The following is a 23,781-nucleotide window of genomic DNA, read 5'->3' as shown; positions in this document are numbered from 1 at the left end:
GCCTGCGGACCGGTGGGTGGAGGCAACCCTGTCGAGTTCCTTGACCCCTGGTCCGCACTCCATGATGCTGTGTTGCGGCACATGAAATACGTGCCGTAATGAGCAACATCAGACGCGAGGCTCGATCATCACCCGAGGAGTGGCCATGTCGCACCAGGTCCGTGCTGTCGTCGCGCGGGGCAAGGGCGCCCCCGTCAGCCTGGAGACGATCATCGTGCCCGACCCGGGTCCGGGTGAGGCGCTGGTGAAGGTCGAGGCCTGCGGGGTCTGCCACACCGATCTGCACTACCGCGAGGGCGGCATCAACGACGACTTCCCCTTCCTGCTCGGCCACGAGGCCGCGGGTGTCGTGGAGTCGGTGGGGGAGGGCGTCACCGACGTGGCCCCCGGTGACTTCGTGATCCTCAACTGGCGTGCGGTGTGCGGGCAGTGCCGGGCCTGTCTGCGCGGACGCCCCTGGTACTGCTTCAACACCCACAACGCCAAGCAGAAGATGACCTTGGCCTCGACCGGCGAGGAGCTGTCGCCCGCGCTGGGCATCGGGGCCTTCGCGGAGAAGACGCTGGTGGCGGCCGGGCAGTGCACCAAGGTCGACCGGTCGGCCTCGGCGGCCGCCGCCGGGTTGCTGGGCTGCGGCGTGATGGCCGGCATCGGCGCGGCCATCAACACCGGTGGCGTAGGACGCGGCGACTCGGTCGCCGTCATCGGCTGCGGCGGCGTCGGCGCCGCAGCGATCGCCGGGTCCGCTCTGGCGGGCGCGGCGAAGGTCATCGCCGTCGACATCGACGACCGCAAGCTGGAGACCGCGAAGAAGCTGGGCGCCACCCACACGGTCAACTCGCGTGAGACGGATGCCGTCGAAGCCATCCGCGAGCTGACCGGCGGCTTCGGCGCCGACGTCGTCATCGAGGCGGTGGGCCGCCCGGAGACCTACCAGCAGGCCTTCTACGCCCGCGACCTCGCCGGAACCGTCGTCCTCGTCGGCGTGCCCACCCCGGAGATGAAGCTCGAACTGCCGCTGCTGGACGTCTTCGGCCGCGGTGGCGCGCTGAAGTCGTCCTGGTACGGCGACTGCCTGCCCAGCCGCGACTTCCCCATGCTCATCGACCTCTACCTCCAGGGCCGGCTCGACCTCGACGCATTCGTCACCGAGACCATCGCCCTGGACGAGGTCGAGAAGGCCTTCGGGCGGATGCACGACGGCGACGTCCTGCGCTCGGTGGTGGTCTTCTGATGACCGCCCGCATCGAGCACCTCGTCACCTCGGGGACGTTCTCCCTGGACGGCGGCACCTGGGACGTCGACAACAACGTGTGGATCGTCGGCGACGACTCCGAGGTGATCGTCATCGACGCCGCCCATGACGCTGACGCGATCGCGGCGGCCGTCGGCGGGCGCACGCTGCGGGCCGTTGTGTGCACCCACGCCCACAACGACCACATCGACGCCGCGCCCGCGCTCGCCGAACGCACGGGCGCCCCGGTGCTGCTCCACCCCGACGACCTCCCGCTGTGGAAGCAGACCCACCCCGAGCGGGCGCCGGACGCCGAACTCACCGACGGCCAGGGCATCTCGGTGGCCGGCATCGAGCTCACCGTGCTGCACACGCCCGGCCACGCGCCCGGAGCGGTCTGCCTGTACGCGCCGGCCCTGACGGCCCTGTTCAGCGGCGACACGCTGTTCCATGGCGGGCCAGGAGCGACGGGACGGTCGTACAGCCACTTCCCGACCATCATCGACTCGATCCGGGACCGGCTGCTGACGCTGCCTGGCGAGACCGTCGTCCACACCGGGCACGGGGAGACGACCACCCTCGGCGCGGAGGCGCCGCACCTCCAGGAGTGGATCGACCGCGGCTTCTGACCGGTCCCACGGGGCTTTCGTACGGCGCCCGTTCCGCCTGTTTCCGCAGGTGGAACGGGCGTTTCGAGCTGCCCGGAGACTCGTCCGCCAAGCCGTTCGAACCGGGCGTGGTGATGCCTTGACAAGGGTTCGGAGCGGCCCGCAGACTGGCGTTGCGTCAATCGCAATCCGTTTCGCTATACGCACCGAGGTGTCATGATGATTCCCGCGTGCCGTCTCGCGGATCTCCCGCGAGGTGAGGCCCACCGGCTCGACATCGATCCGCCGGTCTCGGTGTTCCACACCGACGACGGTGAGCTCTTCGCCATCGACGACACCTGCACCCACCAGGACGCGTCGCTCGCCGACGGCTGGCTGGAGGGCTGCGAGGTGGAATGCCCGCTGCACGCCTCGAAGTTCGACCTGCGCACCGGCGCGGTGGACGCCCCGCCGGCCAAGCTCCCGGTGCGGACCCACGAGGTCGTCGTCGAGGACGGCGTGATCTACGTCCAGTTGTCCACGGCGGCCCCCAACCTGCCGCCCTGCATCGCGGCTCGGCTCGCCGGAGGTCCCGCGTGAGGACCGTCGCCGTGGTCGGCGCCTCGCTGGCCGGCCTGTCGGCGGCGCGCTCTCTGCGCAAGCAGGGCTACGACGGCCGGCTGGTCGTCATCGGGGACGAACCGCACCGCCCCTACGACCGGCCCCCGCTGTCCAAGGAGTTCCTGGCCGGCACCCTCGCCGAGGCCGAACTCGCCCTGGAGAGCGACGACGAGGACCTGGCGGCGGAATGGCTGCTCGGCACCCGCGCCGTCGGCCTCGACCACCGCGGCCGTACGGTCCGGCTCGCCGACGGACGCGAGGTCCGCGCCGACGGCTTCGTCCTCGCGACCGGCGCCGCGGCCCGCACCCTGCCCGGCTCCGAGGGCCTCGCCGGGGTGCACACGCTGCGCACCCTGGACGACGCCCGCGCCCTGCGCGACGAACTGGCCCGCGGCGGACGGCTGGTGGTGATCGGCGGCGGCTTCATCGGCGCCGAGGTCGCCTCCACCGCGTACGCCCTCGGCCTGGAGGTGACCGTCGTCGAGGCGGCCCCGACCCCGCTGGCCGGCCCGCTCGGCGACGCCATGGGCGCCGTCGTCTCCGGTCTCCACGCCGACCACGGCGTACGACTGGTGTGCGGCGTCGGTGTGAAGGGGCTGAGCGGCGAACGCCGCGTCGAGGCCGTCCTGCTGGAGGACGGCCGCAGCCTTCCCGCCGACATCGTGGTCGTCGGCGTGGGCGCCCGCCCCAACGTCGAGTGGCTGGAAGGTTCCGGCATCGCTCTCGACAACGGCGTCAAGTGCGGCGCCGACGGCCGCACCAGCCTGGCCGGGGTGGTCGCGGTCGGCGACTGCGCCAACTGGTACGACCCGCGCGCGGGCCACCACCGCCGGGTCGAGCACTGGACCGGCGCCCGCGAGCGCCCCGACGCCGCGATCGCCACGCTGCTGGCGCAGGGCGCGGTGGAACCGGGGGTTCCCCGGCCGCCGTACTTCTGGTCCGACCAGTACGGCGTGAAGATCCAGTTCGCCGGTCACGCCGCCGCTGCCGACAGCGTGACCGTCGAGGCGGGCAGCGCGGACGGCCGTGACGTGCTGGCCGTCTACCGGCGGGCGGGCGACCCGGTCGCCGTGCTCGGGATGAACCAGCCGAGGCTGTTCACGCGCTGGCGCAAGCAGCTGGGCGCTCCGCGGTGAGCAGCGAGATGGGTCGTTTGTCGCCCGCGCCGCCGTTGTGGCCGGCCGCGCCCCGCGGCGGAGCCGCACATAAGCACCGCCTCGCGCCCCTTTGGGGCGCTCCTACCACGACGTTCCCGAGGAGTGCCCCGTGACCTCGACCAGCCTGCCGGACAGTCTGATCGCCACCCTTCCCGGCTCCTCCTACACGGATCCGGCGATCTTCGCCCAGGAGCAGGAGCGCATCTTCGAGACCATGTGGTTCTGCGTCGCGCGCGCCTCCGAACTGGCCAAGCCCGGCGCCTTCCGCACTGTCGACGTGGGCCGCGAGAGCATCCTCGTCACCCGCGCGCGTGACAACGCCATCCGTGCGTACTTCAATGTGTGCCGGCACCGCGGCGCCAAGCTCTGCACGGAGGAGACCGGCGAGGTCAAGCGGGCCTTCCAGTGCCCCTACCACGCCTGGACCTACGACCTGAACGGCAAGCTGGTCGCGGCCCCCAACCTCACCAAGATGCCCGACGTCGGCCGCACCGAGTACGGCCTGGTGAGCGTGGCCGTGCGCGAATGGCTCGGCTATGTGTGGGTGTGCCTCGCGGAGAACCCGCCGTCCTTCGAGGAGGACGTGCAGGGCGCGGTCGTCGAGCGCCTCGGTGACGTCGCGTCGATCGAGCGCTACGACATCGACAACCTCTCCGTCGGCAGGCGCATCACGTACGACGTGAAGTCGAACTGGAAGCTCATCATCGAGAACTTCATGGAGTGCTACCACTGCGCCACGATCCACCCCGAACTCACCGAGGTGCTCCCGGAGTTCGCGGACGGCTACGCCGCCCAGTACTACGTGGGACACGGCGCGGAGTTCGGCGAGGAGGTGCGGGGCTTCACCGTCGACGGCTCCGAGGGACTGGACCGCATCCCGGGCGTCGCGGACGACCAGGACCGCCGCTACTACGCGATCACGGTCAAGCCGCAGGTGTTCATCAACCTCGTCCCCGACCATGTGATCTTCCACCGCATGTACCCGGTGGCCGTCGACCGCACGATCGTCGAGTGCGACTGGCTGTATCTGCCGCACGTCGTCGAGAGCGGCAAGGACGTCAGTCGGTCCGTGGAGCTCTTCCACCGCGTCAACCAGCAGGACTTCGACGCCTGCGAGCGCACCCAGCCCGGCATGAGTTCCCGTATGTACGCCAAGGGCGGTGTGCTGGTGCCCAGCGAGCACCACATCGGTGCCTTCCACGACTGGGTGAACGAGCGCCTGGGGCTGTCCCAGGGCTGACCTCAGCCCAGGTAGCCCATGCGGTGGCTGATCTCCTCGGCGCCCTTGACCAGCACCGGGGAGAGCTCGTGCAGCCGCTCCTCGGTGAAGCGGTAGGCGGGGCCGGAGGCGCTGAGCGCGGCGATGACCTCGCCGTCCCGGTTGCGAATCGGGGCGGCCATCGCGTGCAGGCCGACCTCCAGCTCCTCCAGGGTGAAGGCGTAGCCGCGCTCCCGCGCCTCGGCGAGGTTCTTCTCCAGCTTGGTCTTCGCGGTGATGGTGTGCGGCGTGACCTTCTTCAGGCCGGCCTCGGCGAGCAGCGCGGCGCGCTCCTTCGCGGGCAGGTGGGCCAGCAGGATCTTGCCGCTGGAGGTGGCGTGCAGCGGGGTCAGCTGGCCGACCCAGTTGTGCGCGGTGATCGCTCCGGGGCCGCGCACCTGGTACAGGTTGATCGCGTAGTGCTCCTGCATGACGGCGATGTTGACCGTCTCGCCGATCTCCTCGGCGAGCCGCTCGCACACGGGGCGGCCCTGCTGGGTGATGTCGATGCGCCCCGTGACCGCGCCGGCCAGCCGCACGATCCCGAAGCCGAGCCGGTACTTGCCCCGCTCGCCGGCCTGCTCGACCAGACCGCGCGCCTCCAGGGCGCCGAGCAGCCGGAACGCGGTGGACTTGTGGACGTCGATCTCACCGGCGACCTCACTGACGCCCGCCTCGCCACGCTGCGCGAGGATCTCCAGGACGCTGATCGCCCGGTCCACCGACTGCACACCGCCGGCGTGTGAATTCGACGTTTCCGTATCAGTGCTGTAGTTGCTCACAGTGAAACTATACGCGCAGTAAACAACACGACTGCAAGTAACGCACCCGAAACCAAGTCGTTTGAAGTTGCGCGGTTCGCAACCTGGTGCGTATCGCGCTACCGGCGTTAGCATGCCTCGCATATCTACGGCGCGAGCGAGACGAGGCACCATGGCTCCTGTGCAGTACGACTTCGTCATCGTCGGTGGCGGATCCGCCGGCAGCGCACTGGCGAACCGGCTCTCCGCGGACCCGGCCCACCAGGTGCTGGTGCTGGAGGCGGGCCGGTCCGACTACCCGTGGGACGTCTTCATCCACATGCCCGCGGCGCTGACCTACCCGATCGGCAGCCGCTTCTACGACTGGAAGTACGAGTCCGAGCCCGAGCCCCACATGGGCGGCCGGCGCGTCTACCACGCCCGCGGCAAGGTGCTGGGCGGCTCCAGCAGCATCAACGGCATGATCTTCCAGCGCGGCAACCCCATGGACTACGAGCGCTGGGCCGCCGACCCGGGCATGGAGACCTGGGACTACGCGCACTGTCTGCCGTACTTCAAGCGTATGGAGAACTGTCTCGCCGCCGATCCCGACGACGAGTTCCGCGGCCACGACGGCCCGCTGGTGCTCGAACGCGGCCCCGCCACCAACCCCCTCTTCGACGCCTTCCTCAAGGCCACCGAGGAGGCGGGCTACGCGCCGACGGACGACGTCAACGGCTACCGGCAGGAAGGCTTCGCCAAGTTCGACCGCAACGTCCACCGCGGACGCCGGTTGTCGGCCTCGAAGGCGTACCTCAAGCCCGCCCGCAAGCGCCCCAACCTCACCGTCAAGACCCGCGCCTTCGTCACCCGCGTCCTGTTCGAGGGAAAGAAGGCCGTCGGCGTCGAGTACCAGCGCGGCAAGGGGCGCCCCAGCAGGTTCGCGCCAAGGAGGTCATCCTCTGCGGCGGCGCCATCAACTCCCCGCAGCTGCTCCAGCTCTCCGGCGTCGGCAACGCGGCCGAACTGCGCGCCCTCGGCATCGACGTCGTCCACGACCTGCCGGGCGTCGGCGAGAACATGCAGGACCATCTGGAGGTCTACATCCAGTACGCCTGCAAACAGCCCGTCTCCATGCAGCCGTACCTGGCGAAGTGGCGCGCCCCCTTCATCGGGCTCCAGTGGCTCTTCCGTAAGGGCCCCGCTGCCACCAACCACTTCGAGGCCGGCGGCTTCGCGCGCAGCAACGAGGACGTGGACTACCCCAACCTGATGTTCCACTTCCTGCCGATCGCGGTCCGCTACGACGGCTCCGTGCCCGCCGGCGGCCACGGTTACCAGGTGCACGTCGGACCCATGTACTCCGACGCCATCGGCTCGGTGAAGATCAAGAGCAAGGACCCGCGCGAACACCCCGCCCTGCGCTTCAACTACCTCTCCACCGAGCAGGACCGCCGCGAGTGGGTGGAGGCGATCCGGGTGGCCCGCAAGCTCCTCAACCAGCCCGCCCTCGCCCCCTACAACGACGGCGAGATCTCGCCCGGCCCGTCCGTCGAGACGGACGAGGAGATCCTCGCCTGGGTCGCCAAGGACGGCGAGACCGCTCTGCACCCGTCCTGCACCTGCAAGATGGGCCCCTCCTCCGACGAGACGGCCGTCGTCGACCCCCTCAGCATGCGGGTGCACGGCGTGGAGGGACTGCGCGTGGTCGACGCCTCCGTCATGCCGTACGTCACCAACGGCAACATCTACGCCCCGGTCATGATGGTCGCCGAGAAGGCCGCCGACCTGATCCTCGGCAAGGAGCCCGAGGCGCCGTCGAAGGCCGCGTACTACCGCCACCGCGACGCCCAGAAGCAGGCGGGGTAGACGTTGGCCGCCGCAGGACTCAGGGCGCTGCTGGAGAGCGTCCGTTACGAGGTGCTGCCCGCGAAGGCCACCGAGGACAAGGTCCTCACCCATGTCCCGCGCGATGTCGTCGTCACCGTGACGGCGTCGCCGGTCAAGGGCCTGGAACCGACCCTGGGTCTGGCCGGCCGGCTCGCCGCGCACGGCTACCGCGTCGTCCCGCACGTGCCCGCGCGGCTGCTGCGGGACGACGCCCATCTGAAGGATGTCGTCGACCGGCTGGCCGAGGCGGGCGTGGCCGACGTCTTCGTCCCGGCCGGCGACGCCGACCCGCCCGCGGGCGGCTACGACGGGGCGCTGCCGGTGCTGCGCAGGCTCAGCGAGCTGGGCAGCCCGTTCGCCCGCGTCGGCGTCACGGGCTACCCCGAGAGCCATCCGCTCATCCACGACGACGTCACCGTCCAGGCGATGTGGGACAAGCGCGAGCACGCCACGTACATCGTCAGCAACCTCTGCTTCGATCCGAGGGTGTTGGGGGACTGGCTCGTTCGTATACGAGCGCGGAACATCACCCTGCCCGTCCACGTGGGCGTCGCCGGGCCCGTGCAGCGGGCGAAGCTGCTGGCGATGGCCACGAAGATCGGGGTGGGGGAGTCGACGCGGTTTCTGACGAAGCACGCCTCGTGGTTCGTGCGGTTCGCGACGCCCGGCGGATACGCCCCCGAGCGGCTGCTGTCCCGTGCCGAGGCGGCCCTCACCGCGCCCTCGGCCGGGGTGGCCGGCCTGCACCTGTTCACGTTCAACCAGATCGCCGAGACGGAGAAGTGGCGGCGGGCCCTGCTGGACCGGCTCGGCTCCTGAAGCCGTAGGCCGCTGCTTGAGCCGTATACAAAAGAAGGGGGGCGGGGCCGATTCCGGCCCCGCCCCCTCGTCGCGGGTCGCTCAGCGGAAGACCACCGTGCGGTTGTCGTCCACCATCACCCGGCTCTCGCTGTGCCACTTCACCGCGTGCGCGAGCACCTGCGCCTCCACGTCCCGGCCCACCGTGACCAGGTCGCCGGGGTCGAGCGAGTGGTCCACGCGGACCACGTCCTGCTCGATGATCTGGCCCTCGTCGAGATCGCTCGTCACATAGTGCGCCGTCGCGCCGATCAGCTTCACGCCGCGCTGATAGGCCTGGTCGTAGGGCTTGGCACCCTTGAAGCTGGGGAGGAAGGAGTGGTGGATGTTGATGGCCTTGCCCTCCAGCTGCTTGCACAGGTCGTCCGAGAGGATCTGCATGTAGCGGGCCAGCACCACCAGGTCGATGTCCAGGTCCCGGACGAGTTCCAGCAGCCGTGCCTCCGCCTCCGACTTGGTGTCCCGGGTGACCGGGACGTGGTGGAAGGGGATGCCGTAGGTCTCCGCGAGCCCCTCGAAGTCCCGGTGGTTGGAGACGATCGCGGGGATCTCGATGTTGAGGGCGCCGGTGCGCTGCCGGAAGAGCAGGTCGTTGAGGCAGTGCCCGAACTTGGACACCATGATCAGCGTCCGGGTCGGCGTCGACGCGTCGCTGAGCGCCCAGGTGAAGTGGTACGCCTGCGCCACCGGGCCGAACCGGTCACGCAGTTGTTCAAGGCCGGTGTCGGGGTCGGAGACGTCGAAGTGGACCCGCATGAAGAAGCGGCCCTGAAGTCGGTCGTCGAACTGCTGGCTTTCCAGGATGTTTCCGGAGTTCCTGACGAGAAAGCCGCTCACGGCGTGGACCAGCCCGGCGCTGTCGGGACAGGAGACGGTGAGGACGTATTCGCGGCCAGGTTGCGGTCGAGGGGACATCGGGGCCTCCGTCGGTGCGTATTGCACAACACAGTGAGCGATACGCAACATAGTTGGCCGGAAGAGGGCTGCCGGTCAAGAGAGAGGGGTCGATGAGCCCCTTGCGAAATCGTCATCAGCCAACCCCTTGACGGCTGTCTGGACATTCGCCAGGGTGTTCCATCACAAGCAATCGGGTGCACAATGCGCAACGGCTTCCCTGGAAAGGCTCGGCGCGTGGCAGACCTGTACGTGGATGGACAATGGCGGGACGCGGTGGCCGGCGGCCACCGGGAGATCCGCTGCCCCGCAGACGGCACGGTCGTGGCGACCGTCTCGGAGGGAACCCGCCCGGACGCGGAGGCGGCGATCGCCGCGGCCCGCCGCGCCTTCGACGAAGGAACCTGGCCGGGCACCCCCGAGCGGGAGCGTGGCGCGCTGCTGCTGCGCACCGCCGACCTGATCGAACGCGACGCCAAGGAATTCGCCCGCGCCGAGTCGCTGGACACCGGCAAGCGGCTGGTGGAGAGCGAGTACGACATCGCCGACGTCGTCTCCTGCTTCCGCTACTACGGCGGCCTCGGCGGCACCGACACCGGCCGGGTCATCGACACCGGCCGGGACGACGCCGTCAGCCGCGTCGTCTACGAGCCGATCGGCGTCTGCGGACTGATCACCCCGTGGAACTACCCTCTGCTGCAAGCCAGTTGGAAGGTCGCCCCGGCCCTCCTGGCCGGCAACACGATCGTCCTCAAGCCCAGTGAGCTCACCCCCTCCACCTCGGTCCTGCTGCTGCGGGCGCTGGAGGAGGCCGGGCTCCCGGCCGGCGCCGCCAACCTCGTGCTGGGCACCGGCCCCGAGGTGGGCGCCCCGCTCTCCGAGCACCCGGACGTCGACATGGTCTCCTTCACCGGCGGCCTGGAGACCGGCAAGCGCATCATGGCCACGGCCGCGGCGAGCGTGAAGAAGGTGGCCCTCGAACTCGGCGGCAAGAACCCCAACGTCGTGTTCGCCGACGCCGACTTCGAGACGGCCGTGGACTTCGCCCTCACGGCCGTCTTCCTGCACTCGGGCCAGGTCTGCTCGGCCGGCGCCCGGCTGATCGTCGAGGACGCGCTGCACGACCGGTTCGTCGATGAGGTCGTCCGCCGGGCCCGGCTGATCCGGCTCGGCGGCCCCTTCGACGCCGAGGCCGACACCGGGGCGCTGATCTCCGCGCAGCACCGCGACAAGGTCGAGGCCTACGTGGCCGCCGGGATCGCCGAGGGCGCCGTCCTGCGCTGCGGCGGCGAACGCCCCACCGACCCGGCGCTGGCGGCCGGCCACTACTACCCGCCGACCGTCCTCGACGAGTGCCGCCAGGACATGCGGGTGGTGCACGAGGAGTCCTTCGGACCCGTCCTCACCGTGGAGCGCTTCACCGACGAGGACGACGCCGTACGCATCGCCAACGACACCGAGTACGGACTCGCCGGAGCCGTGTGGACGCAGGACGCCGGGAAGGCCCAGCGGGTCGCCCGGCGGCTGCGGCACGGCACGGTGTGGATCAACGACTACCACCCCTATGTGCCGCAAGCGGAATGGGGTGGCTTCGGGCATTCGGGTGTGGGCCGGGAACTGGGACCGACCGGCCTCGCGGAGTACCGAGAGCCCAAACACATCTGGCAGAACATCCGACCCCGGCCGCAGCACTGGTTCCGCGGCTGAACGCCGAAAGAAGGTCGAACGTGACCACACAGACCGAGGTGCCGCAGCGGGGCAGCACCCCTCAGGACTCGGGCGCGACCCCGGTCATCTCCGTGCGCAGGCTGTGGAAGGTGTTCGGACCGAAGGCCGACCAGGTGCCGGACTCCGAGGAACTGTGCGGCCTGACCCGCCGCGAGCTCATGGACCGCACCGGCTGTACCGCCGCCGTGCGCGACGTCCACTTCGACGTCTCGCCCGGCGAGGTCTTCGTCGTCATGGGCCTGTCCGGCTCCGGCAAGTCCACCCTGGTGCGATGTCTCACCCGGCTGATCGAACCCACCGCGGGCGAGATCGTCTTCGAGGGCGAGGACATCCGCCAGGCCGACGCGGCCCGCCTGCGCGACCTGCGCCGCCGCAAGTTCTCCATGGTCTTCCAGCACTTCGGACTGCTGCCCCACCGCCGCGTCGTCGACAACGTGGCCTTCGGACTGGAGATCCGCGGGATGAGCCGGGCCGAACGCACCAAGCGGGCCCAGGAGGTCGTCGAACTCGTCGGCCTCGCCGGCTACGAGAACTCCTACCCCGCCCAGCTCTCCGGCGGCATGCAGCAACGCGTCGGCCTCGCCCGGGCGTTGGCCGGCGACCCGGACGTCCTCTTCTTCGACGAACCGTTCTCCGCGCTCGACCCGCTCATCCGCCGGGACATGCAGAACGAGGTCATCAGGCTGCACCACGAGGTCGGCAAGACCATGGTGTTCATCACCCACGACCTCTCCGAGGCCCTCAAGCTCGGCGACCGCATCCTCATCATGCGCGACGGCAAGATGGTCCAGTGCGGCACCGGCGACGAACTCGTCGGCGCCCCCGCGGACGACTACGTACGGGAGTTCGTGAAGGACGTGCCGCGCGGTGACGTCCTCACCCTGCGCTGGATCATGCGCCCGCCGGCCGACGGCGACGCACTGGACGGCCCCGAGCTCGGTCCGGACGTCGTGGTCAAGGAGGCCACCCGCGCGGTCCTCGCGGCCGACAAGCCGGTCAAGGTCGTCGAGAACGGCAAGCTGCTCGGCATCGTCGGCGACGAGGAGATCCTCGCGGTGGTCGCCGGGCAGGAAGGCGGCCACTGATGACCGTCGCGATCGAGAAACCCGAGAAGACCGAGAGCGTCGCGGAACGGGCCGCTCCCGCGAAGCCCGAGCGCAAGGTCAACCGGTCCATGGTGGTGGCGGCGATCTTCGTCGTCTGGCTGGTCCTGTTCTTCGTGCTGCGTGGCAAGCAGACCCTCGCGCTGGCCGCGGCCGACCTGACCGACCTGCACCGGTGGTTCAACGACGTCAACGACTCGATCGGCGCGAACCGCAACTCCAACCCGCTCTTCCTGTACTTCTTCAACGAGATCCGCCTGGTCATCGACAACCTGGTGACCTTCGTCCAGGAACTGATCTCGCAGCCGGCCGGCGACCGCCCGGTCCCGCAGATCGGCTGGCTCGGGGTCGTCGGCATCGTCGGCTATGTCTCCTGGGCCGTCGGCAACTGGCGGGTGGCGCTCCTCGCGGTGGCCGGCTTCACCTTCCTCGGGCTCCAGGGCCTGTGGCAGGAGAGCATGGACACCCTGGCGCTGACCGCCTCGGCCGTCGTCGTGGCGCTGCTGTTCGCGATCCCGCTGGGCGTGTGGGCGGGGCTGTCCGATCGGTTCAACGCGATCGTGACACCCTTCCTGGACCTCATGCAGACGATGCCGACCTTCGTCTACCTGGCCCCGCTGACGCTGTTCTTCCAGATCGGCCCGGCCTCCGCCACGACCTGCACCCTGATCTACGCGGCCCCGCCGACGATCCGCATCACCGCGCACGCCATCCGCTCCGTACCGGAGACCACGGTCGAGGCCGCCGACTCGCTCGGCGCCACCCGACGGCAGTCCCTCCTGAAGGTCCTGCTGCCGATGTCCAAGCGGACCGTGGTGATGGGCGTCAACCAGACGATCATGGCCGCGCTGGCCATGGTGACCATCGCCGCCCTGATCGACGCGCCCGGCCTCGGCAAGACCGTCGTCCAGGCCCTGCAGTCGCTCGACGTCGGCACCGCCTTCAACGCGGGTCTGGCCATCGTCGTCCTGGCGATCGTGCTGGACCGGGTCACCACCGCCGCGAGCGCGCGCGAGGAGGCGGCCCGCGATTCCGGCAGCCGGTTCCTCGCCTGGCGCCGGCCCCTGCTGGGGGCGGGCGCGGCGGTCACCGCCGTGCTGATCTACATGTCGCACACCTACGTGTGGGCGGCCGAGTTCCCCGGCGAGGGCAGCCTCGGCAGCAACATCGCGAGCGCCGCGGGCGACGCCACCACCTGGGCGCAGGACAACCTCTCGGGTCTCACCAACGGCTTCCGTGACGCGCTCACCAACGGTCTGCTCAACCCGTTCCAGACCCTGCTCACCGACTCCCCGTGGTGGCTCGTCGGCGCCGCCCTCGTCGCGCTCGGCGTCGTCCTCGGCGGCCGGACCGCGGGCCTCACCACCGCGGTCTGCGTAGGCCTGCTGGTCGGCACCGGCCTCTGGTCGGACAGCATGACGACCCTCGCCTCCACGGTCGTCGCCACCGTCCTCGTGATGCTGCTCGGCATCGGCTTCGGGGTCTGGATGGCACGCAGTCAACTGGTGGACCGGCTGCTGCGACCCACCCTCGACGCGGCGCAGGTCATGCCGCCGTTCGTCTACCTCGTGCCGTTCCTCGCGCTGTTCGGCGCCACTCGCTTCACGGCGATCGTCGCGGCCGTCGTCTACGCCGCGCCCGTCGCCATGAAGATCGTCGCGGACGGGGTCCGGAACGTGCCCGCCACCACTGTGGAGGCGGCCACCGCGGCCGGGTGCAACACCTGGCAGATCATCACCAAGGTCCAGCTGCCGATGGCCCGCAGTGCCCTGACCCTCGCCACCAACCAGGGCCTGATCTACGTGCTGTCGATGGTCGTGGTGGGCGGCCTGGTGGGGGCGGGCGCCCTCGGCTACGACGTCGTGGCCGGCTTCTCGCAGGGCCAGCTGTACGGGAAGGGGCTTGCCGCGGGGCTCGCCATCGTCCTTCTCGGAGTCATGTTCGACCGGATCACTCAGGCAGCGGCTCGCCGCGCCGGCGCTTAAGGAGCACCACACCATGGCAAGACACTGGCGGGCCGGCGCTGCCGGCATGGCGATACTCGGCCTCACCCTGACCGCCTGCGGCGGGGCGAAGGTCGGCGACGACAGCGCCGGCGGCTCGGGCGAGTCCGGCAAGTGCGGCACCTTCAACCTCGCGGTCAACCCGTGGGTCGGTTACGAGGCCAACGCGGCGGTCCTCGCCTACGTCGCCGAGAACGACCTCCACTGCAAGGTCAACCAGAAGGACCTCAAGGAGGAGATCGCCTGGCAGGGCTTCGGCACCGGCGAGGTCGACGCCGTCGTGGAGAACTGGGGCCACGACGACCTGAAGAAGAAGTACATCACCGGCCAGAAGACCGCCGTCGAGGCCGGCGCGACCGGCAACGAAGGCCTCATCGGCTGGTACGTGCCGCCGTGGCTGGCCAAGGCGCACCCCGACATCCTCGACTACAAGAACCTCAACAAGTACGCGGCCAACTTCAAGACCTCCGAGTCCGGCGGCAAGGGCCAGCTCCTCGACGGCGACCCGTCGTACGTCACCAACGACGAGGCGCTGGTGAAGAACCTCAAGCTCGACTTCAAGGTGGTGTACGCGGGCAGCGAGACCGCCCTCATCCAGGCCTTCCGCAAGGCGGAGAAGGACAAGGAATGGGTGATCGGCTACTTCTACGAGCCCCAGTGGTTCATGTCCGAGGTGCCGCTGAAGAAGGTCAAGCTCCCCGCGTACACGTCGGGTTGCGACGCGAACGCCGAGAAGGTCGCCTGCGACTACCCCGTGTACAAGCTGGACAAGATCGTCAGCGCGAAGTTCGCCAAGTCCGGCAGCCCCGCCTATGACCTGGTGAAGAACTTCACCTGGACGAACGACGACCAGAACACGGTCGCCAAGTACATCGCGGTGGACAAGATGAAGCCCGAGGCGGCCGCGAAGAAGTGGGTCGAGGCCAACCAGTCGAAGGTCGACGCCTGGATCAAGTGACCCCAGGTCACCAGCCGGTCGAACACGCCCGGTGGGCGGCGCGCACCCCCTGCGCGCCGCCCACCGGGCGTTCCCGTTTCCCGGCCGTTCCCCGACGTCAACGGACCTCTTGACACCCACCTGCACGGCAGGCACATTGAGTTGCGCAACCTGAATCACGTTGCGTCAAAAGCAACTCAAGCGGAGGTGCGGCGATGGCGGGACCCCGAGTGGTGATCATCGGAGCGGGTGTCGTGGGTGCGGCACTCGCGGACGAGATCTCCGCACGCGGCTGGACCGAAGTGACGGTGGTCGACCAGGGCCCGCTGCCCGCCACCGGGGGCTCCTCGTCACACGCCCCGGGCCTGGTCTTCCAGACGAACTCCTCCAAGACCATGACCGAACTGGCCCGCTACACCGTCGAGAAGTTCTGCTCCCTCGACGTCGACGGCAAGCCCTGCTTCCTCCAGGTCGGCGGCCTGGAAGTCGCGACCACCCCCGAGCGCCTGGCGGAACTGCACCGCCGGCACGGCTGGATCACCGCCTGGGGCATCGAGGCCCGGCTGCTGACCGCCGACGAGTGCGTCGAGCAGCACCCGCTGGTCGACCGCGACAAGGTCCTCGGCGGCCTGCTGGTCCCCACCGACGGCCTCGCGAAGGCCGTTCTCGCCGTCGAGGCGCAGATCCGCCGGGCCGCCGAGCGCGGCGTCCGCTTCCTCGCCCGCCACGAGGTCCTCGACGTCCTCAAGGCCGACGGCGAGGTCACCGGCGTCCTCACCGACCAGGGCGAGATCCCGGCCGACATCGTGGTGTGCTGCGCGGGCATCTGGGGCCCGAAGATCGCCCGCATGGCCGGGATGAACCTCCCGCTGACCCCGCTGGCCCACCAGCTCGCCTGGACCGGCCCCGTCCCCGCGCTCGCCGGCCGGACCGAGGAGGCGGTCCGCCCGATCCTGCGCCACCAGGACGCCGACCTCTACTACCGCGAGCGCTATGACGCCATCGGCATCGGCTACTACGGCCACCGCCCCATGCCGATCTCCGCCGACGACATCCGCGCCTTCGACGACAACGCCGAGATGCCCTCGGTCCTGAAGTTCACCGAGGACGACTTCGAGCCCGCCTGGGCCGAGACGCAGTCGCTGCTCCCCTCGACCCGCGAGGCGAAGATCGAGGAGGGCATCAACGGCCTGTTCTCCTTCACCACCGACAACTTCCCGCTCCTCGGCGAGTCCCCGGACGTCAAGGGCTTCTGGGTCGCCGAGGCCGTCTGGGTCACCCACTCCGCGGGCGTCGGCCGCGCGATGGCCGAATGGCTGGTCGACGGCCACTGCTCGTCCTTCGACCTGCACGAGTGCGACGTCAACCGCTTCGAGCCGCACCAGCTCTCCCCGGAGTACGTCCTGGCCCGCGACTGCCGGAACTTCGAGGAGGTCTACGACATCCTCCACCCCCTCCAGCCGTCGGGGGACCCGCGCCCGATCCGCACCAGCCCCTTCCACGCCCGCCAGCAGGAGCACGGCGCCTTCTTCCTGGAGGCCAACGGCTGGGAGCGCCCGCAGTGGTACGAGGCCAACGCGGGCCTCGTCGAGGGCCGCACCATCCCCACCCCCAACGACTGGGCCGCCCGGTTCTGGTCGCCCATCGTCGGCGCCGAGGCGCAAGCCACCCGCGAGACCGTCGCGATGTACGACATGACGGCCCTCAAGCGCCTGGAGGTGAGCGGCCCCGGCGCCGCCGACCTCCTGGAGCGGCTGTGCACCGGCAAGGTCGCCAAGTCCGTCGGCTCGGTGACGTACACCCTGCTCCTCGACCACGACGGCGGCATCCGCAGCGACATCACCGTCGCCCGCCTCGGCCGCGACCTCTTCCAGGTCGGCGCCAACGGCAACCTCGACCTCGACTGGTTCACCCGCCACCTCCCGGCCGACGGCACCGTCCAGGTCCGCGACATCACGCCCGGCACCTGCTGCATCGGCCTGTGGGGCCCGCTCGCCCGCAAGGTCCTCCAGCCCCTGACGGACGAGGACTTCAGCAACGACGGCCTGAAGTACTTCCGCGCCAAGCGCGCCTACATCGGCAGCGTCCCGGTCACCGCCATGCGCCTGTCCTACGTCGGCGAACTCGGCTGGGAGCTCTACACCACCGCCGACCAGGGCCAGAAGCTCTGGGACACCCTGTGGCGGGCGGCGCAGCCCCTCGGCGGCGTCATCGCAGGACGCGGTGCCTTCAACAGCCTCCGCCTGGAGAAGGGTTACCGCTCCTTCGGCACCGACATGACCTACGAGCACGACCCCTACGAGGCCGGCGTCGGCTTCGCCGTCAAGCTCGACAAGGGCGACTTCATCGGCAAGGCCGCCCTGGAACGCCGCAAGTCCGACGTACAGCGCAAGCTCACCTGCCTCACCATCGCCGACCCGCACTCGGTGGTCCTGGGCAAGGAGCCGGTCTACGACGGCGACCGCGCCGTCGGCTACGTCACCAGCGCCGCCTACGGCTACACGATCGGCAAGGGCATCGCCTACGCCTGGCTCCCGACGGAACTCACCACCCCGGGCACGGCCCTGCACATCGGGTACTTCGACCAGCGCGTGGAGGCCACCGTCGCCGAGGAGCCCCTGTTCGACCCGACCATGTCCCGCCTGCGCGGCTGACCGGGGGTAGACGATGACCGCCCAACTCCTCGACGGCAAGGCGACCGCCGCCGCCATCCGCCGCGAACTCACCGAGCGCGTGGCCAAGTTGATCGCCCTCACCGGCCGCGCGCCCGGCCTCGGCACCGTCCTGGTCGGCGACGACCCCGGCAGCCGCGCCTACGTCGGCGGCAAGCACCGCGACTGCGCCCAGGTCGGCATCGCCTCGATCCGCCGCGACCTGCCCGCCGACGCCACCCAGCAGCAGGTCGAGGAGGTCATCGACGAACTCAACGCCGACCCGGCCTGCACCGGCTACATCGTCCAACTCCCGCTCCCCAAGCACCTGGACGCCAACGCGGTACTGGAACGCATGGACCCGGCCAAGGACGCCGACGGCCTGCACTCCGTCAACCTCGGCCGCCTCACCCTCGGCGTGGAGGCCCCGCTGCCGTGCACCCCGCGCGGCATCGTCGAACTCCTGCGCCGCTACGACGTCCCCCTCGCAGGCGCCCGTGTCTGTGTGATCGGCCGCGGCATCACGGTCGGCCGTCCCATCGGCCTGCTGCTGACCCGCCGCTCCGAGAACGCCACCGTCACCCTCTGCCACACCGGCACCAAGGGCCTGGCCTGGCACGTCCGCGAGGCGGACATCGTCATCGCCGCCGCCGGCTCACCCGCCCTGATCACCCCCGACATGCTCCGCCCGGGCGCGACCGTCCTGGACGTCGGCATCACCCGCACCGACCAGGGCCTGGTCGGCGACATCCACCCGGACGCCGCCCGGGTCGCCGGCCGGCTGGCGCCGATGCCGGGCGGGGTGGGCCCCATGACCCGCGCGATGTTGCTCGCCAACGTCGTCGAGGCCGCCGAGAGGAACGCGAACACCGTATGAACCTGTTTCTGTCGCGCCGAGCGGACGGAGCCGTCCGATGAGCCCCCGAACCCCCGGCGCCGAGCTGCCGGAACACCCCGACTGGCTGTGGCGCACGCCCGAGCCCAAGCGGTCGTACGACGTCGTCATCGTCGGCGGCGGCGGCCACGGCCTCGCGACCGCCCACTACCTCGCCAGGAACCACGGCATCACCAACGTGGCCGTCCTGGAGAAGGGCTGGCTCGCGGGCGGCAACATGGCCCGCAACACCACGATCATCCGCTCCAACTACCTGTGGGACGAGAGCGCGGGCATCTACGAGCACGCGCTCAAGCTCTGGGAGGGCCTGGCGGACGAGCTCGACTACCCGATCCTCTTCTCCCAGCGGGGCGTGCTGAACCTCGCCCACAGCCTTCAGGACGTCCGCGACAGCGTGCGCCGCGTGGAGGCGAACCGCCTGAACGGCGTGGACGCGGAGTGGCTCGACGCGGATGGGGTCAACGAAGTCTGCCCGATCGTCAACACCTCCCCGGACGTGCGCTACCCGGTCCTGGGCGGGACGTACCAGCCCCGCGCGGGCATCGCGAAGCACGACCACGTCGCCTGGGGCCTGGCCCGCTCGGCGGACGCGGCCGGCATCGACATCATCCAGAACTGCGAGGTCACGGGTCTGGACGTGGTCGGCAACCGGGTGGTCGGCGTCCAGACGAACCTCGGCCCGATAGCGGCGGGCAAGGTCGCTCTCTGCTCAGCAGGCCACACATCCGTCCTGGCGGCCATGGCGGGCATAGAACTCCCGCTCCAGAGCCACCCGTTGCAGGCACTGGTGTCGGAACTCCTGGAACCCGTCCACCCCACGGTGGTCATGTCCAACGCCGTCCACGTGTACGTGTCCCAGGCCCACAAGGGCGAGTTGGTGATGGGCGCGGGCATCGACGCGTACAACTCCTACACCCAGCGTGGCGCCTTCCACATCATCGAGGAACAGATGGCGGCGGCCCTGGAGCTCTTCCCGGTCTTCGCCCGCGCCCACGTCCTGCGCACCTGGGGCGGCATCGTCGACGTGAGCCCGGACGCCTCACCGATAGTCGGCCTCAGCCCCGTGGACAACCTCTACCTCAACTGCGGCTGGGGGACGGGCGGTTTCAAGGCGACGCCCGGGGTGGGCTGGGTCTACGCACACACGATCGCCCACGACACCCCCCACCCCCTCAACGCCCCCTTCTCGCTCGACCGTTTCACCACCGGCGCGCTCGTCGACGAGCACGGCGCCGCCGCGGTGGCCCACTAAGGGATCCTCAAGGGAGCCGAACGACATGCTGCTGATCCCCTGCCCGTGGTGCGGGCCCCGCGACGAGGCCGAGTTCCACTACGGCGGCCAGGCCCACGTGGCCTACCCGGAGACCCCGTCGTCCCTCACCGACGAGGAATGGGCCCGCTACCTCTTCTTCCGCGACAACCCGAAGGGCCCGTTCGCGGAACGCTGGAGCCACGCGGCGGGCTGCCGCCGCTGGTTCAACGCGATCAGGGACACGTCGACGAACGAGATCCTGACGGTGTACAGGTCAGGAGAAGAACGCCCAGCACCTGTTGACCCCAGGCCCGTCATGCCGGCCCGTCCGGCGTCCGCGGACGAGGCATCGCCGTCCCGAACCCCCACCCGCCCGCAGGGGGCTTCGCCTACTGACGCCGGTGCAGGTTTCTCAGCCCGTCCGGCGCTTGAGGACGAGGCCCCTTCAGGGCCGACGGGGGTCCAGGGGGCGGAGCCCCTTGAGGATGGGACGGGTAGGGGCGGCGGGGGCGAGACAAACCCCTTCCGCCACCCCACCCGAGGCCGCATCACCCGCACCACCCCCCTCACCTTCACCTTCGACGGCACCGAATACCAGGGCTACCAAGGCGACACCCTCGCCTCCGCCCTCCTCGCCAACGGCATCATCCAGACCGGCACCAGCATCAAACTCGGCCGCCCCCGAGGCATCTTCTCCGCCGGCGTCGAAGAACCCAACGCGGTCATCCAGATCGAGGAACCCTTCCCCGAGCCGATGCTCCCCGCGACGACGGTCGAGCTCTACGACGGCCTGGTCGCCACGAGCCTCCCCGGCCAGGGCCGCCTCGCCACCACCCCCGACCCCGCCCGCTACGACGCCGTACACGCCCACTGCGACCTCCTGGTCGTCGGCGCCGGCCCCGCCGGCCTCGCCGCAGCCGCCGCGGCAGCCCGCAGCGGCGCCCGAGTCATCCTCGCCGACGACCAGCCGGAACCCGGCGGCAGCCTCCTCGGCACCGCCGAACACCTCGACTGGGTCAGGGAGACCACCGCCCACCTCGCCACCGCCCCCGAGGTCCGCGTCCTGCCCCGCACCACCGTCTTCGGCTACTACGACGACAACCACCTCCTCGCCGTCGAACGCCGCACCAACCACCTGGGCGCCGCCGCCCCCGCCAACACCGCCCGCGAACGCGTCTGGCGCATCCGCGCCCGCAGGGTCGTCCTCGCCACCGGCGCCCACGAACGCTCCCTGGCCTTCCCGGACAACGACCGCCCCGGCGTGATGCTGGCTTCGTCCGCCCGTACGCACATCAACCGCCACGGCGCCCTCCCTGGCCGCCGCGCGGTCGTCTTCACCACCAACGACAGTGCCTACGCGGCGGCGTTGGACATCAAGGCGGCCGGCATCGAGGTCTCGGCGATCGTCGACACCCGCCCCGAACCGGGGGAGTGGGCGGAGCGCGCCCGCGAGGCCGGCATCGAGGTCCTCCCCGCCCACGCCGTCCTCGGCACGGAGGGCGACCCGCGGATCACCTCCGTGACTGTCGCCCCGTACGGCGAGTCCGCGGGCCAACAACAGTTCGCCGTCGACCTCCTCCTCGTCTCCGGCGGCTGGAACCCGGTCGCGCACCTGTTCAGCCAGTCCGGCGGCAAACTCCGCTACAGCGAGGAACTCGGTTCCTTCGTCCCGGACTCCGGCCGCCAGGCGGTCGAGGTCGCGGGCGCCGCGAGCGGCGTGTCCGACCTGGCCGGGGCCCTCGCCCAGGGCGCCGCCGCGGGCACCCGCGCGATCGAGGCCGAGGGATACCCGGCTGAGGCACCCCGCCTCCCCGCCGTGTCCCCCCAGCCGTCGCCCACCCCGCCCATGCACGTGTACGTCGTCCCGGGTCCCTCGGACGCGGACGTCTCCCGTTTCGTCGACCTCCAGCGCGATGTCACCGTCGCCGACCTGACCCGCGCGACCGGCGCCGGCATGCGCTCGGTGGAGCACACCAAGCGCTACACGACGGCCGGCACCGCCAACGACCAGGGCAAGACGTCCGGCGTCCTGGCCAGTGGCGTCGTCGCCGAACTGCTCGGCGTGGACATCTCGGCGCTCGGCACGACAACCTTCCGTCCGCCCTACACCCCGGTCTCCTTCGCCGCCCTCGCGGGCCGCGACCGGGGCATTCTGAGCGACCCGGTCCGCACGACCGCCCTCCACGACTGGCATGTCGCGCACGGCGCCCTGTTCGAGAACGTCGGCCAATGGAAGCGCCCCTGGTACTACCCCCAGGACGGCGAGGACATGGAGGCCGCCGTCCTGCGCGAGTGCGCCGCGACCCGCGAGAGCGTGGGCTTCATGGACGCCTCCACCCTCGGCAAGATCGACGTCCAGGGCCCGGACGCCGGCGTCTTCCTGGACCTGCTCTACACGAACATGATGAGCACCCTGAAGGTCGGCATGATCCGCTACGGCGTCATGTGCCGCCCGGACGGCATGGTCTTCGACGACGGCACCGTCATCCGCGTCGCCCAGGACCGCTTCCTGGTCACCACGACGACCGGCAACGCCGCGACCGTGCTGGACTGGATGGAGGAGTGGCTCCAGACGGAGTGGCCCGAACTCAAGGTCCACTGCACCTCCGTGACCGAGCAGTGGGCCACGGTCGCCCTGGTCGGCCCGAAGTCCCGCGCGGTCCTCGGCTCGCTCGCGCCCGAACTCGCCGTCGCCAACGACGACTTCCCGTTCATGGCCTGGCGCGAGACGACCGTCGCCGGCGTCGAGGCCCGGGTCTGCCGGATCAGCTTCTCCGGTGAACTCGCCTACGAGATCAACGTGTCGCCGTGGCGGGCGCGCGCCCTCTGGGAGGCGCTGTACGAGGCCGGCGCCCCCTACGGCATCACCCCGTACGGCACCGAGACCATGCACGTCCTGCGCGCCGAGAAGGGCTACCCGATCATCGGCCAGGACACCGACGGCACCGTCACCCCGCAGGACCTCGGCATGAGCTGGGCGGTCTCCAAGAAGAAGCCCGACTTCATCGGCAAGCGCTCCTTCGCCCGCGCCGACACCGTCCGCCCCGACCGCAAGCACCTGGTCGGCCTGCTCCCCGAGGACCCGGCGGCGTTCCTCCCCGAGGGCACCCATCTGGTCGCCGACCGTGTGCTGCCCGCCCCGCCCGTGCCGATGCTCGGCCACGTCACCTCCAGCTACCGCAGCGCCGCCCTCGGCCGGACCTTCGCGCTCGCCCTGATCAAGGGCGGCCGGGACCGCATCGGCGAGCGGCTCTACGCCCCCGTCGGCGACCGGTTGGTCCCGGTGACCGTCGCAAGCCCCGTCCTCTACGACCCCGAGGGAGCCCGCCGCGATGGCTGACACCGCACTCATCAGCCCCCTGGCCCACGCCGCCGGTCGTCTGGCCGCCGCCACCCGCGGCTCCGGCGGCGCCGTCCGACTGGCCGAACTCCCCTTCCTGACCCAGCTGAACGTGCGCTTCGACGCCAAGGGCCCGGCGGCGGAGGCCATCGGGCTGGCGCTGGGCCTCCAACTGCCCCTGCAACCCAACACCGTCGTCCGCGCGGGGGAGTTGACCGCGCTGTGGCTCGGCCCCGACGAATGGCTGTTGGTGGACCGGCCGGGCGGCGAACGGGAGTTGGAGAGCCGGATCAGGGAGGCCGCGGGCGCCGAACCGGTCTCCGTCACCGACGTCTCCGCGCAGCGCACCACGCTTCTGGTCACCGGCCCCCGCGCCGTCGACCTGTTGGCCCACGGCTGCGCCCTGGACCTGCATCCGCGTGCCTTCGGCCCGGGCCGCTGCGCCCAGACCACCCTGGGGCGCACGCAGGTGGTCCTGGTCGCCCGGGACGAACCCCGGGCCGGATTCTGGGTCCTGGTCCGCTCGTCGTTCGCCGGCTATCTGGCGGACTGGCTGCTCGACGCGGCGACGGAATACATCTGAGCTGCTGCTGCCGCTCGGTCGAAGGAGGCCTGCCACGCGCTCAGCCGTCC

17 protein-coding genes and 1 pseudogene are annotated in these 23,781 nt (G+C 70.5%); 16 read left to right on the top strand and 2 right to left on the bottom strand.

The genetic code is table 11. The features are described from left to right. The first annotated feature begins 145 nt into the window (after positions 1-145). The 5 genes from CRP56_RS04630 (at position 146) to CRP56_RS04610 (ending at position 4,839) form a co-directional block, all read left to right on the top strand. Positions 146-1,234: an S-(hydroxymethyl)mycothiol dehydrogenase gene (locus CRP56_RS04630; RefSeq protein ID WP_097260489.1), complete on the top strand. Its 1,089-nt coding sequence runs from the start codon at positions 146-148 to the stop codon at positions 1,232-1,234. Beyond that, positions 1,234-1,863 carry an MBL fold metallo-hydrolase gene (locus tag CRP56_RS04625; protein WP_097260487.1) on the top strand — a complete coding sequence of 210 codons (630 nt, stop codon included), beginning with the start codon at positions 1,234-1,236 and terminating at the stop codon, positions 1,861-1,863. Before CRP56_RS04630 ends, CRP56_RS04625 begins: the two co-directional genes overlap by 1 nt. Positions 1,864-2,058: 195 nt before the next feature. Next, positions 2,059-2,421 carry a bifunctional 3-phenylpropionate/cinnamic acid dioxygenase ferredoxin subunit gene (locus tag CRP56_RS04620; protein WP_097260485.1) on the top strand — a complete coding sequence of 121 codons (363 nt, stop codon included), beginning with the start codon at positions 2,059-2,061 and terminating at the stop codon, positions 2,419-2,421. Then, positions 2,418-3,578 carry an NAD(P)/FAD-dependent oxidoreductase gene (locus tag CRP56_RS04615; RefSeq protein WP_179850951.1) on the top strand — a complete coding sequence of 387 codons (1,161 nt, stop codon included), beginning with the start codon at positions 2,418-2,420 and terminating at the stop codon, positions 3,576-3,578. The genes CRP56_RS04620 and CRP56_RS04615 overlap by 4 nt, the downstream gene beginning before the upstream one ends. A gap of 130 nt (positions 3,579-3,708) precedes the next feature. Then, positions 3,709-4,839 carry an aromatic ring-hydroxylating oxygenase subunit alpha gene (locus tag CRP56_RS04610; protein ID WP_097260483.1) on the top strand — a complete coding sequence of 377 codons (1,131 nt, stop codon included), beginning with the start codon at positions 3,709-3,711 and terminating at the stop codon, positions 4,837-4,839. Between the two features lie 2 nt (positions 4,840-4,841). Here CRP56_RS04610 and CRP56_RS04605 read toward each other — a convergent pair whose 3' ends face one another. Then, the gene (locus tag CRP56_RS04605; RefSeq protein WP_097260481.1) at positions 4,842-5,588 is read right to left on the bottom strand and encodes an IclR family transcriptional regulator; all 747 of its coding nucleotides are present in this window, start codon (positions 5,586-5,588) and stop codon (positions 4,842-4,844) included. A 202-nt stretch (positions 5,589-5,790) separates the two neighbouring features. Between CRP56_RS04605 and betA the strand changes: the two are divergent. After that, a pseudogene (betA, locus tag CRP56_RS04600) lies at positions 5,791-7,466 on the top strand (choline dehydrogenase). A 3-nt stretch (positions 7,467-7,469) separates the two neighbouring features. Next, on the top strand, positions 7,470-8,306 hold the full coding sequence (locus CRP56_RS04595; RefSeq protein ID WP_097260479.1) for a methylenetetrahydrofolate reductase: 837 nt from the start codon (positions 7,470-7,472) through the stop codon (positions 8,304-8,306). An 81-nt stretch (positions 8,307-8,387) separates the two neighbouring features. On the opposite strand, the gene purU is transcribed toward CRP56_RS04595, so the two are convergent. After that, on the bottom strand, positions 8,388-9,260 hold the full coding sequence (gene purU, locus CRP56_RS04590) for a formyltetrahydrofolate deformylase (RefSeq protein ID WP_097260477.1): 873 nt from the start codon (positions 9,258-9,260) through the stop codon (positions 8,388-8,390). Between the two features lie 216 nt (positions 9,261-9,476). Between purU and CRP56_RS04585 the strand changes: the two genes are divergently transcribed. From CRP56_RS04585 to CRP56_RS04545, 9 genes are all read left to right on the top strand, one after another. Beyond that, a complete protein-coding gene (locus CRP56_RS04585; protein WP_097260474.1) occupies positions 9,477-10,946 on the top strand; it encodes an aldehyde dehydrogenase family protein in 1,470 nt (489 codons plus the stop codon). A 20-nt stretch (positions 10,947-10,966) separates the two neighbouring features. Further along, complete coding sequence (locus tag CRP56_RS04580) at positions 10,967-12,052, top strand: quaternary amine ABC transporter ATP-binding protein (RefSeq protein ID WP_097260472.1); 1,086 nt, start codon at positions 10,967-10,969, stop codon at positions 12,050-12,052. Beyond that, complete coding sequence (locus CRP56_RS04575) at positions 12,052-14,055, top strand: ABC transporter permease (RefSeq protein ID WP_097260470.1); 2,004 nt, start codon at positions 12,052-12,054, stop codon at positions 14,053-14,055. Before CRP56_RS04580 ends, CRP56_RS04575 begins: the two co-directional genes overlap by 1 nt. Before the next feature lie 13 nt (positions 14,056-14,068). After that, entirely contained in the window at positions 14,069-15,031 is a 963-nt protein-coding gene (locus tag CRP56_RS04570; protein ID WP_097260468.1) for an ABC transporter substrate-binding protein, read from the top strand. 194 nt (positions 15,032-15,225) lie between these two features. After that, entirely contained in the window at positions 15,226-17,664 is a 2,439-nt protein-coding gene (locus CRP56_RS04565; protein ID WP_097260465.1) for a GcvT family protein, read from the top strand. Between the two features lie 13 nt (positions 17,665-17,677). Beyond that, positions 17,678-18,538: a bifunctional methylenetetrahydrofolate dehydrogenase/methenyltetrahydrofolate cyclohydrolase gene (locus tag CRP56_RS04560; protein ID WP_097260463.1), complete on the top strand. Its 861-nt coding sequence runs from the start codon at positions 17,678-17,680 to the stop codon at positions 18,536-18,538. A gap of 37 nt (positions 18,539-18,575) precedes the next feature. Then, a complete protein-coding gene (locus CRP56_RS04555) occupies positions 18,576-19,808 on the top strand; it encodes a sarcosine oxidase subunit beta family protein (protein ID WP_097260461.1) in 1,233 nt (410 codons plus the stop codon). Positions 19,809-19,833: 25 nt separating this feature from the next. Then, positions 19,834-23,148, top strand: a complete 3,315-nt coding sequence (locus CRP56_RS04550; RefSeq protein ID WP_097260459.1) for a sarcosine oxidase subunit alpha family protein — start codon at positions 19,834-19,836, stop codon at positions 23,146-23,148. Then, entirely contained in the window at positions 23,141-23,731 is a 591-nt protein-coding gene (locus CRP56_RS04545) for a sarcosine oxidase subunit gamma (protein WP_097260456.1), read from the top strand. Before CRP56_RS04550 ends, CRP56_RS04545 begins: the two co-directional genes overlap by 8 nt. Positions 23,732-23,781: the final 50 nt, after the last annotated feature.

Origin of the sequence: Streptomyces sp. TLI_55, assembly GCF_900206255.1 — a bacterium.
GTDB lineage: Bacteria > Actinomycetota > Actinomycetes > Streptomycetales > Streptomycetaceae > Streptomyces > Streptomyces aquilus.
Note: the sequence above shows the minus strand (reverse complement) of the source record. Positions and strands in the feature narration are given on the sequence as shown.

Excerpts from the sequence above, each read along its gene's own strand:
- CRP56_RS04630 (WP_097260489.1), top strand. The coding sequence starts at position 146 with ATGTCGCACCAGGTCCGTGCTGTCGTCGCGCGGGGCAAGGGCGCCCCC.
- CRP56_RS04625 (WP_097260487.1), top strand. The coding sequence starts at position 1,234 with ATGACCGCCCGCATCGAGCACCTCGTCACCTCGGGGACGTTCTCCCTG.
- CRP56_RS04620 (WP_097260485.1), top strand. The coding sequence starts at position 2,059 with ATGATGATTCCCGCGTGCCGTCTCGCGGATCTCCCGCGAGGTGAGGCC.
- purU (WP_097260477.1), bottom strand. The coding sequence starts at position 9,260 with ATGTCCCCTCGACCGCAACCTGGCCGCGAATACGTCCTCACCGTCTCC.
- CRP56_RS04575 (WP_097260470.1), top strand. The coding sequence starts at position 12,052 with ATGACCGTCGCGATCGAGAAACCCGAGAAGACCGAGAGCGTCGCGGAA.
- CRP56_RS04570 (WP_097260468.1), top strand. The coding sequence starts at position 14,069 with ATGGCAAGACACTGGCGGGCCGGCGCTGCCGGCATGGCGATACTCGGC.
- CRP56_RS04565 (WP_097260465.1), top strand. The coding sequence starts at position 15,226 with ATGGCGGGACCCCGAGTGGTGATCATCGGAGCGGGTGTCGTGGGTGCG.
- CRP56_RS04560 (WP_097260463.1), top strand. The coding sequence starts at position 17,678 with ATGACCGCCCAACTCCTCGACGGCAAGGCGACCGCCGCCGCCATCCGC.
- CRP56_RS04555 (WP_097260461.1), top strand. The coding sequence starts at position 18,576 with ATGAGCCCCCGAACCCCCGGCGCCGAGCTGCCGGAACACCCCGACTGG.
- CRP56_RS04550 (WP_097260459.1), top strand. The coding sequence starts at position 19,834 with ATGCTGCTGATCCCCTGCCCGTGGTGCGGGCCCCGCGACGAGGCCGAG.
- CRP56_RS04545 (WP_097260456.1), top strand. The coding sequence starts at position 23,141 with ATGGCTGACACCGCACTCATCAGCCCCCTGGCCCACGCCGCCGGTCGT.